The organism is Endobacterium cereale (genome assembly GCF_009617585.1).
Taxonomy (GTDB): Bacteria; Pseudomonadota; Alphaproteobacteria; order Rhizobiales; family Rhizobiaceae; genus Neorhizobium; species Neorhizobium cereale.
Map to the genome: position 1 here is coordinate 1 of NZ_WIXI01000020.1, position 9,974 is coordinate 9,974.

Sequence of the window (9,974 nt, forward strand, 5' to 3'; positions counted from 1 at the left end):
CCGAACATATGAATGCACCGTCCGATGGTGAACTACGAGGAAAATACCTTGCTAACCGGGCCGTTCCACATATGAATCGCACACTGCCAACACGATGAAACCTGTAAATGGGGACACTGCCTAGTGAGCGGGACTAGCTCAGCGTATTCTCGACCTGAGACGCGCATTCATGAGAAACTCTTGCTTGGTCGCGAACATTCCCAAAAGCTTCGTGAGACGTAATTGCTCATCGCTTGTGATCTTGTACTGGAGCGCGAATTCAGTGACAGTCATCACTTGTTGAGTGACCTGCATCTCCAAATCTGCCGTATCAATATGTTTCGACAACTTCACTCTCCGCGTTACAGCGAAGGCAACGCGTGTGAAGCGATGAAGTTTCGGTACGTTATCGTACTCGGACCAGTTTTTTTCTTAACGAAACATGCCCGAACGACCGCCAATTCGGACAAAGTCGATGGCCGTAGAAGGCCTTGGCGCAATCGTCGGGAATGTGCTGCAAATCACGATAGTAACGGTTAACAATGCACCCGTCCTTCTATCGGCATAATTTCGTGATTATAGCATGGATGGCCTAAATAAAGAACGCCATGACGAATACGGATCTGCGTGAGGCCGTGCCCTGGATGACGCCAAACATTGATAGACGCGGTTAAAGCCCAACATCATTCGATTTTTAGCTTGAAGGGAATCGAACCTTGGACACGTTATTTTTCAGGTGGAAAACCGTAGGTAACGCTGCTGATCTTTAAAACATATTCCTGATGGCTGGGCGGGAATGGGCAAGCAGCGACTCGTCTCGCCAGCATGCTTTCATATTGGCTGGGGGCTATCACCCGGCAGGTTGGCGTTTAATGGAGCGAGGTCGCTCACGGCGCGGTATCCGTGGAGATTCTCAAACAAGAGAATTTCCGGTAGCACCGAATACGAATACGTCCCTCTCAGCTCGCACAACAACTCTGTTGCGGCCGGTGTGCTTGGCTTGGTAGAGCGCAGCATCGGCCTCCTTCAACAGAACACCTGCGCGCTCAACCTCGCGCCCCTCCAGGCAAGAAACGCCAATGCTCGCAGTGAGACGAATTTTCTTGCCCGATCCAACATCAACAGACAGCATCTCAATAGCCTTTCTCAACACTGCCGCTACGCCGCTGGTGCTATCGGTATCAAGGCCTTCGACAAAGCCACAGAATTCCTCACCTCCATACCTCCCAACGACAAGTCCATGACGCTCGAAAAAACTGGATGAGGTCCGGGCGACTTCGCGTAGGCATGCATCACCGGCCTCGTGGCCATATGTATCGTTGATGGACTTGAAATGATCGAGATCGATCATGAGGACGCATAGATCAGAACGCGCAGCCATCGCACGGTTGAACGCATTGTCGAGTTTCTGCTCAAAGGCGCGTCTGTTCAGCAATCCGGTCAGGCCGTCCTGATCGGACAAAACAAGCAGCATCTCATTGGTGCGCTTGAGATCAAGCGAGAGCGCGCTGTAAGCCTCGACGGCATCCGTGACCGTTCGCAATTCTTCAAAGACCGGTCGTGCAACCGTATCCTCGCGGGCCTCGAGTCTTGAGACTGCCACCGATATCGGCCGCAGGATGTGCCGGCTGACAACCCATAAAACCAGCACCAGGAACACTGCCGGCAAGATCAATATGAAGAGCCATCCGAAACGGACGTCCCGAGCCGCTCTTTCGATCGTCGAGGCCAGGTCATCCGCGAGCTTGACAGCGTCGTTGGACAGGTTGTCGCCCAAAGCCTCCGTCGTTCGAATCGCCCGCTGGTAGGCCTCGGCCGCCGCCACTTCCGCCTGTTCGATCTTTCCGTTATCCGCCGGGCCGGAAGTGTCGGATCGCAAAGAACGCACCGCTTCCCGCTGCGCGGTGATCACCTTCACATCGGCAGCGATGTTGCGGCCGCCATCGATCAACAACTGATTGTCATCAAGGGTGAAGCTCTGCGTGAGCGTCTGTAACTGCAACTGTATCTGCCTTTCGACGCGGCGATCGTGGGCCAGATACACGGAGCGAATGAGCGACGCGGCACGCTCGATTTTCAGGGCATTTCTGTTTTGTGAAAGGATAAGCGGGATCTGCTGCTCTCTGGCTACGCCTGCTCCTTGTTCAACGCGATTGAGGAACTGGACGGAGTATAGCGATGCTGCGAAGACATAGATCCCGACAACGACGAGCGCAAAGCGGCCCGTCAATCGCAAGGACAATCCATTCCGGAAAAGCCGCGGCATGATCATCACGTCGGTCAGAAGATACTGAAAGGAAAATACGTGTCGTTGACCTTGTCGTAGACACCATTGAGGCGGATCCGTTTCAATGCCGCGTTGATATTTTCGAGCAATGCAGCGTCGCTTTTGCGGGCAGTAATATGAGATGTGCTTTGCAGCAGATCGTTAGTGACCGGGTCTCCGATGAAATCGAAGCGGGCCTCCTGGCTGGAGTCGAGGAAACTCATCAGCTCAATTGCATCGGCAAGGATCAGGTCGACCTTTCCTTCCTGGAGCTCCGCCTGGGCTTCAGGCTGATCCTTGGTGATAACAATTGTATTTTTCGCCGCGTAGATTTTCTGCAAGTAATCAGCCTGCATCGTGCCTGCTCCGGCAGCGATCCTTGCCCCCGCGAGCGCCTCTGGACGAATGTCGAGAAATGTCTTGGCGTCGCCCACAAAGACGGCATGGGAGCGGTAGTACGGATCAGAAAACGCGATGCGCTGCGCGCGTTCTTCTGTATAGGCCATACTGGCGACCATCAGGTCGAATTTTCCAGATTCAAGATCGTCGATGATCGTCACCCAGGGGACAGCGACAAACTCGCACTCGACCGCCATCTCCTTGCAAAGAGCTTTGGCAATATCGACATCGAAGCCGGACAGTTGCCCCTTTTCATCGAGGAAGTTGAATGGGGGATATGCACCCTCGGTACCTATCCGAAGGATCTTATCGTCAGCCGCCACCGACCCGCCGGCGAGCAACGGCAACAACAAGCAGGCAGTAGCAAGCAGATCACGCATCTGACACCCCCTTATATTTCATGTCACAATATCAGCGATTTCTTAAAATCTACTGCCGCTTTACCCTAAACCAACTGTTAAATTCATGGACTGCGAGAGGTTTGCACGAAACGTAGTGGCCTTGACGCCGCATCTACAGGTCTGCCTTCGCTGCCATCCACGATCCAGAGTTCCTCTAATCAAAGTCTCCATGCCAATTCGGCAGCCCATAAAGGGCAGCCCATAAAGGCTAGCAAGATAGTATCCCTTGCAAGACGTCGCATCCGGTCTCGACAAGGCAGGTCAGCTGCTAGGGTGTTCTATCTCCCCTGGCACGGCTTTGACGCCTAGTTTTTCGACAATGGCGTGGGTCTTTGCTACGCAACTGCTCACCTGAGGATAACACACGCCCGGTCTAAAACGCTAATATAGCGCATTTCGCGATCAAAGCGCATTCCTTCCAGATCCTTCAATGATTTCACGAACAATTAAGCATCGCAGGTTCCGGGAAATTAAGCTGCCGATGAAATACTGACGTCACTCGGAGGGGTATGAAATCGTTCCGCGCATGAACATGAAAAAATATCCAATTTTGCGTGCGTGGTAATGATCTCTTCTTTCACGAGCCTCTTCAGCGTCAGGAATGACGATCCCACCTTGGCTATCGCGCAACAGGCGGCGCTATCGAAACAGATACCACTGATGTACTTCATCCTCATGGTGAACACATGGGGCGTCGCCATAACGCATCTGCCCGTTGCTCCATTTTTTCTGACAGTCATCGTCCCGTCTGTAATGACTGCGGCCTGTGCTGTCCGAATGCTGCAATGGGGGCTTCGTGTCCGCAGACCCGCGGCTAGCGCAGATCAGGCGATCGCTGAGCTGCGCCGGACAAACAGGATCGCCTGGGTGCTTGCCGGCATATTTGCAGGCTGGGGAATAGGCCTGACTCCTTACGGCGACAGTTTCATGCAAAGCCATGTCGCGTTTTACATGGGTATCACCGTCATAGGCTGCATATTCTGCCTCACCCATCTTCTACCTGCCGCAATGGCCGTCACCTTCGTCGTCAACATCGCATTCGTTGCCTATTTCGGACTGACCGGAAACGCTATTTTCATGGCGATGGCAGTCGATGTCGGTCTCGTTTCGGCCGCGATGCTCATGGTGCTGTGGGTACAATATCGAGACTTCATGCATCTCGTTGTTTCCCGCAGAGAACTGGAAAAAAAGAAGAATGCTCTCGAAAAACGCGAGTTGGAGCTAGTCGATGAGCAAAGGCAGACAGAAGCCTTAAGCGAGGAAAACAGAAAACTCGCCAACATGGATAGCCTGACCGGCCTTGCCAACAGACGATTTTTTTTCAGCAGTCTCGACGAAATGATCGACCAATTGACACCTGATAGCGATCCGATCCATGTCGGCCTGATCGATCTCGATGGTTTCAAGCCTGTCAATGATGTCCATGGGCACAAAGCCGGAGACGAACTTCTTTTGCAACTAGCGTCGCGGCTCGCGCGGACAGGCCATGGCAGGGCTCTCGTGGCACGTCTCGGCGGCGATGAATTCGCCTTCCTGTTGCAGACAGCTGATCCCGCTGCACCGAAAAAGCTTGCGGAGGAAATCTGTGGCGTGTGCCGGGAGCCGTTCGTCATTGCCGGTGCAATGATCGAGGCTGGTGCATCCATTGGATTTGCAAGCAGCGCGCTTTGCCGGGAAGAAATGACACGCCTTTATGATCAGGCCGATTTCGCACTGTATCAGGCAAAAAGAAACGCACCCGGCACCGCCGTCGCATTTTCGCCGGAGCACCATCACAGCCTGTCTCGGCAAACGGTGATCGAACACGCCTTCCGAGACGGCAGCGTCAACCAACACATCTCACTTGCCTTTCAGCCGATATTCGATGTCACGAACAACGCGGTCACGGCGTTCGAGGCTCTGGCGAGATGGCATCACCCGGTTCTCGGGCCGGTTTCCCCCGCGGAATTTATTCCGGTTGCTGAACGGCTCGGACATATCAAACAGCTCACACACACACTTCTGAGCATGGCCCTGCAGGAAGCGAGGTTCTGGCCCCATCACATCCGCCTTTCATTCAACCTTTCAGCGCGAGACCTGTCATCGAGCGATCACTCGATGCGTCTATTGGCGCTGATTGCCAACAGCGGCATCGAACCTTCGCGCATCGATCTCGAAATCACCGAAACTGCCATCCTGACCGATCTTGAGCGTGCTCGGGTAATTGCCGATGCCTTCCGATCTGCCGGTATAGGAATATCCTTGGACGATTTCGGCACTGGCTATTCCAGCCTGATGCATCTCCATTCCATGCCGCTCACGAAGATCAAGATCGACAGGAGTTTCGTGACGAACATCGAAGATGATCCGGCCAGTGTAAAAATCGTCAGGTCATTGATTAGGATGGCCGATGATATGGGTCTCGACTGCATAGTCGAGGGGATCGAAACAAAAGCGGAGATGGCGACGATTTGCGATCTCGGAGGTCGCTTTATTCAGGGCTACCATATTTCTCGTCCACTGACCGCAGCAGATGCGAGAGCGTTTGCCGAAGGCGCGCGGGCTTCGCTGGCATCTTAGCGACCCTTAGGACGAAATGGGCAGTTACTTTGGATGCCCACTCGAGGTCGTGAGAGCATGCTTTGTTCTTAAACGCCACTGAGGTTGTACGACGTATTGAACGAAGCCGAACCCTCGACCTCCTCGGTTACTTGACCAAGCTGCTGAAAGCGGTGAGCCTCGCTCGTTCCATCATCTTGCGCCCGATGAATATTCATCTTAAACACCGGCCATCCACCGGAGCGTCGCTACCACTTCTTGATGGTCATAAGGCTTCGGGAAGAACACGGTCCTTGCAGGAATTGTGCTATCGTCCAGCCGGAAATGCCCTGACGTGATAACGATCTCGATCGGCGGCCAGCGATCACGGATTGCGGCCGCCAGTTTCAGGCCGTCCATCGACCCGGGCATATCGACGTCAGTGAACACGATGGTGATATCGGTTCTCGCTTCCAGCAATGCGATGGCCTCATCGGCATCGCGCGCCTCGACGGGTTCAAAACCGGCATCCTCGACCATGGCCATGGCCATCATCCGCAAGAGCGGCTCGTCCTCAACGACAAGGACAGCCTTCCGATTTGGCTGGATCAACAGTCCCATCCATTATTCCGTATGTTGTATCTGATGTAGGCCGGCCGTCATTTCGGCCTTAAAACCAGGCAGCTCATAACTGACGGTAACGCCACCCGTTCCAATCAGGCCCATACGAATTAGTTTGGAGCCAAAACCGCTTCCCGACGGAGGCTGGACGGGAGGGCCTCCACTTTCCTCCCACCGCAACGTAAATATCTCGCCGTCATCGCCACCAACCACGCTCCAGGTCAGGGCGACCTCTCCAACGTCATTGGACAGGGCTCCATATTTCAGGGCATTGGTAGCGAGCTCGTGCAGTACGAGTGAAAGTGACAGGGCGCCCTTCGGCCCGATGGCGATTTCCGGACCGCTGGCATGAAGCCGTTCGCTCGGAACGAGACGCTGCAGCGTCGCAGCGATCAGCGATCCGATCGGCGCCGTGTGCCAGTACTGGTCGAACAGGATGTCGTGAGCCGAGCTCAGCGCCTGAACGCGCTTCTCCAACGCTTCGACCGGCGCGCGTTCCGTGACCGGCTTGAGCGTCTGCTTCGCGATCGCTTGGACCATTGGAAGCGTGTTCTTGAGCCGATGGCTCATCTCGCGATTTATCACGCTCTGCTGCTGCTCGGCAAGCTTTCGTTCGGTGATATCGGTCGCAGCGCCAAACCATTCAATGATGCTCCCCTGCTCGTCCAGAACAGGGACAGCACGGGACAATGTCCAACCGATATGGCCATCGGCCTGCCGGACGCGGTGCTCGAACTCGACCACATTTTTCTCTGCGATCGCCTGATCGATAGCGGCCTGGATCGACGGGATATCTTCGGGGACAAGATATGCATCCTGCCACTGCACGCTCGGCTCACGGGTATTGGCCAGGAAGCTGCGTCCATCCAGCCGTCACATTTCCTTCGAATCGGCGCTCATCTGATAGATGACGTCGCTGGTCGCCGTCGTGAATGCACGAAAACGAACCTCGCTTTGTCGTAAGCGCTCGGCACCCAAGACCGTGTCGGTCGTTTCGACCACGGTATCGATCATGCCGGCGATGTTGCCCTTGTCGTCTCTCAAAGGGCTGTAGCAGAATGTGAAATAGGCCTGTTCGTCATAACCATGACGATTAATGACGAGCGGGAAGTCCTCGATAAAGGTCGGCCTTCCCTGGTACGCTTGCGTCGCGATTGGCCCGATCTGGTCCCAAGCCTCCGACCAGATATCCGCGAATGACCGACCGATTGCGAGCGGCTTTTCACCAAGGATTGGCAGGAAGGCGTCATTGTGGATGGTAATCAGATCCGGCCCCCAGATCACCGCCTGCGGAAAGCTGGAGGAGAGAGCCATATCGACAATAGTCTTGGGATATCGGCCAACTTTCCATCGGACCGAGGGATGTCTGGGACCAGTCGAACTCGGCAACGACCTGCTGCATTGGCGCAGGTGGCAGTGTCTTACTATGAACTTCCAATCGACAGCCCTGATCCCAATGAACATCCGGGCGTCCGTCACCCGCCCAATAGACACAGTCAAATAGCGCGGGATCCGGCCCATTCAATGAAGTACGAGACGTGAACTAGAAAATTCTAAATCAGCAGACCAAGAGATTTCCGGGTAACCTTGATGTCAGCCGCGCTTCCCCCTAATTCCATAGGCTCTCAGCCAAACAATGAGGATATGATGGCAACTGGTACGGTCAAATTTTTCGCGCAGGACAAGGGCTTCGGATTTATTACGCCGGACAATGGTGGACCTGATGTGTTCGTCCATATCTCGGCTGTCGGCTTCGGAGGCTCCCTGACGGATGGCCAGAAGGTCAGCTTTGATGTCGGTCAGGACCGCAAGACCGGCAAGTCGAAAGCAGAGAACGTGATTGTTCTTTAAAAAGATTGGCAGGCCCCGCTCGATTTGCGGGGCCGTACTACGCTTAATCAAAGCAGATGCCTCGGTGGCTTTGACGGGACATGAACCCATGATCAGCTCTTCTGACCTTCTAAGCGACTGGAACATTAATTCTTCAGCGTGTGCTAAGCGCAAGGGGTAAGGGCCAGTTTGTGAAACATCCTACCAACAACTAACAACAGGATCATAAAGCGAAGGTGCGGCCTCTATGGGCCTCTTAAACTGCTAAACTGATCTTGGTACGCCTTTGGGCTGAGACCTATCCGTTTTTTAAAATGATGCCGAAGCGTATCGGCAGATCCAATCCCAACGGCCGCCGCGATCTCATCAATGCTAAGTCGCCGCGCGATCAGGAAAGATTTAGCCGCTTCAATGCGTTCGCCGACAAGCCATTCGCCCGGCGAGGTGCCGGTCGCTTCTGTGAAGCGGCGGACGAACGTCCTAAGGCTCATGCCGCATTCTGCGGCCATTCGCTCCAACGTCCAAGACGCTTTGAGGTCAGAGCGTATCCTGTCGAGCAACGGCGCGACGGCTGATTGGTGTGCCGCCGGGACGGGGCGTTCCAGAAACTGAGCCTGCCCGCCGCTACGATGTGCGGGCATGACAAGACGCCGCGCCACCGAGTTTGCAGCCTCTGTTCCGAAGTCCTGACGGACGATTTCGATCAGAAGATCAATTCCGGCTGCGCTACCGGCCGAGGTGTAAATGCGCTCATGCGTGCGGTAGAGGGAGGCGTCGTCCACCAAGATATTAGCGTGTCGGGATCTGAGAGCATCGGCGTAGCGCCAGTGCGTGGTCGCAGTCGCCCCATCCAAAAGACCTGTGGCTGCAAGCACGAACGCGCCGGAACAGATCGATGCCAATCGTGCTCCGCCTTCATGCGCATCACGGAGCATTTTAATAAGGCTCTGCGGAACCGGCTTGTCGACGCCTCTCCATCCAGGCACGACAATGATGTCAGCTTTATGGACCAGCTCTGGCCCAAAATCAGGTGTCACCACCAGCCCGCCATGGGCGCGAAGCGGGCCGTCTTCAATGGCACAACTCGCAAATCTGTACCAGTTCTCTCCCATCTCAGGCCGTGGAAGCCCGAAAATTTCGGCGACGATCCCAAATTCGAAGGTACAGAGACCATCATAGAGGAGGGCAACAACAAGGGGTCCGTTCAAGTTTGGCATGATATGCCCGTACTATGTCAGCCATGCCAATTGCAAGCACAGATACCGTTGAGCAAAAAGAAGGCACAGATTTTCAAGGAGCCCACAGTGTCTAACGCTGTCACTTCGACCTCTGCCGCCCCGAGCGACATCGCTCGCGAGCATTTTGCCGCTGAATTCACATTCGAGACAGATTGCTGGGACGTTCATGCCGCCCTCGCAGGAAAGCCAGGTTTCGTCCTTCTGGACGTTCGTGGACCGGCAATGTTTGCCGAGGGCCATGTGCCTGGAGCGGTGCATCTACCCCATGGCAAGATGACGCGTTCGAAGATGGACCGGTGGCCCGCTGACACTCTTTTTGTGACCTACTGCGCAGGCCCTCACTGCAACGGTGCAGCGCGTGGAGCACTGCGCCTCGCCGAGCTGGGGCGACCCGTGAAGATCATGGCCGGCGGCATCACCGGCTGGGTCGATGAGGGGTTCGAACTTAGAAAGGGTATGGAGGTGTGAACTATACGATACGAAGGCCCGAATTATCCGACAGCCTGGGCCTGCACCGGTTAATCAAGGAGCACGCAGCGTTCGAAAAGAGCGTCGCATCGCTGACTGAGAGCGATCTAGCTTCATTGCTCCGCGAGGACGAAGCGGTTCGTTTTCTCATCGCTGCCGAGGGGCGAACGCTCCTCGGTGAGAGCGGCGGTGCAAAAGTCTGCCACGGTAGCGGCGTGATAATCACGTCGTAGGGGCGGAGTAAAATCCGGCCAC

The 9,974-nt window shown here is 55.0% G+C and carries 9 protein-coding genes; 3 read left to right on the top strand and 6 right to left on the bottom strand.

The window, feature by feature from the left end:
• Positions 1-892 precede the first annotated feature (892 nt).
• Positions 893-2,245, bottom strand: coding sequence for a GGDEF domain-containing protein (locus GAO09_RS00085; RefSeq protein WP_209018551.1), 1,353 nt, complete (start codon positions 2,243-2,245; stop codon positions 893-895).
• 14 nt (positions 2,246-2,259) lie between these two features.
• On the bottom strand, positions 2,260-3,024 hold the full coding sequence (locus GAO09_RS00090; RefSeq protein WP_153352050.1) for a transporter substrate-binding domain-containing protein: 765 nt from the start codon (positions 3,022-3,024) through the stop codon (positions 2,260-2,262).
• A 636-nt stretch (positions 3,025-3,660) separates the two neighbouring features.
• Here GAO09_RS00090 and GAO09_RS00095 point away from each other — a divergent pair.
• Positions 3,661-5,604, top strand: a complete 1,944-nt coding sequence (locus GAO09_RS00095; protein WP_209018552.1) for a putative bifunctional diguanylate cyclase/phosphodiesterase — start codon at positions 3,661-3,663, stop codon at positions 5,602-5,604.
• A gap of 198 nt (positions 5,605-5,802) precedes the next feature.
• Here the strand turns inward: GAO09_RS00095 and GAO09_RS00100 are convergent, their stop codons facing one another.
• The 3 genes from GAO09_RS00100 to GAO09_RS00110 are packed head-to-tail and all read right to left on the bottom strand — an operon-like array spanning position 5,803 to position 7,497.
• Positions 5,803-6,183, bottom strand: coding sequence for a response regulator (locus GAO09_RS00100; RefSeq protein ID WP_153352052.1), 381 nt, complete (start codon positions 6,181-6,183; stop codon positions 5,803-5,805).
• A gap of 3 nt (positions 6,184-6,186) precedes the next feature.
• A complete protein-coding gene (locus GAO09_RS00105) occupies positions 6,187-7,011 on the bottom strand; it encodes a sensor histidine kinase (protein ID WP_153352053.1) in 825 nt (274 codons plus the stop codon).
• Between the two features lie 45 nt (positions 7,012-7,056).
• Complete coding sequence (locus GAO09_RS00110; RefSeq protein ID WP_153352054.1) at positions 7,057-7,497, bottom strand: PAS domain-containing protein; 441 nt, start codon at positions 7,495-7,497, stop codon at positions 7,057-7,059.
• Between the two features lie 333 nt (positions 7,498-7,830).
• Here GAO09_RS00110 and GAO09_RS00115 point away from each other — a divergent pair, with 333 nt between their 5' ends.
• A complete protein-coding gene (locus GAO09_RS00115) occupies positions 7,831-8,034 on the top strand; it encodes a cold-shock protein (protein WP_153352055.1) in 204 nt (67 codons plus the stop codon).
• Between the two features lie 224 nt (positions 8,035-8,258).
• Here GAO09_RS00115 and ftrA read toward each other — a convergent pair whose 3' ends face one another.
• On the bottom strand, positions 8,259-9,230 hold the full coding sequence (gene ftrA / locus GAO09_RS00120) for a transcriptional regulator FtrA (protein WP_153352056.1): 972 nt from the start codon (positions 9,228-9,230) through the stop codon (positions 8,259-8,261).
• A gap of 87 nt (positions 9,231-9,317) precedes the next feature.
• Here ftrA and GAO09_RS00125 point away from each other — a divergent pair, with 87 nt between their 5' ends.
• Positions 9,318-9,719 carry a rhodanese-like domain-containing protein gene (locus tag GAO09_RS00125; RefSeq protein ID WP_324185357.1) on the top strand — a complete coding sequence of 134 codons (402 nt, stop codon included), beginning with the start codon at positions 9,318-9,320 and terminating at the stop codon, positions 9,717-9,719.
• Positions 9,720-9,974 lie beyond the last annotated feature (255 nt).

What these genes read in the sequence shown, in the direction of transcription:
- GAO09_RS00115 (WP_153352055.1), top strand. Translation starts at nt 7,831, where the DNA reads ATGGCAACTGGTACGGTCAAATTTTTCGCGCAGGACAAGGGCTTCGGA.
- GAO09_RS00085 (WP_209018551.1), bottom strand. Translation starts at nt 2,245, where the DNA reads ATGCCGCGGCTTTTCCGGAATGGATTGTCCTTGCGATTGACGGGCCGC.
- GAO09_RS00110 (WP_153352054.1), bottom strand. Translation starts at nt 7,497, where the DNA reads ATGGCTCTCTCCTCCAGCTTTCCGCAGGCGGTGATCTGGGGGCCGGAT.
- GAO09_RS00100 (WP_153352052.1), bottom strand. Translation starts at nt 6,183, where the DNA reads ATGGGACTGTTGATCCAGCCAAATCGGAAGGCTGTCCTTGTCGTTGAG.
- ftrA (WP_153352056.1), bottom strand. Translation starts at nt 9,230, where the DNA reads ATGCCAAACTTGAACGGACCCCTTGTTGTTGCCCTCCTCTATGATGGT.
- GAO09_RS00090 (WP_153352050.1), bottom strand. Translation starts at nt 3,024, where the DNA reads ATGCGTGATCTGCTTGCTACTGCCTGCTTGTTGTTGCCGTTGCTCGCC.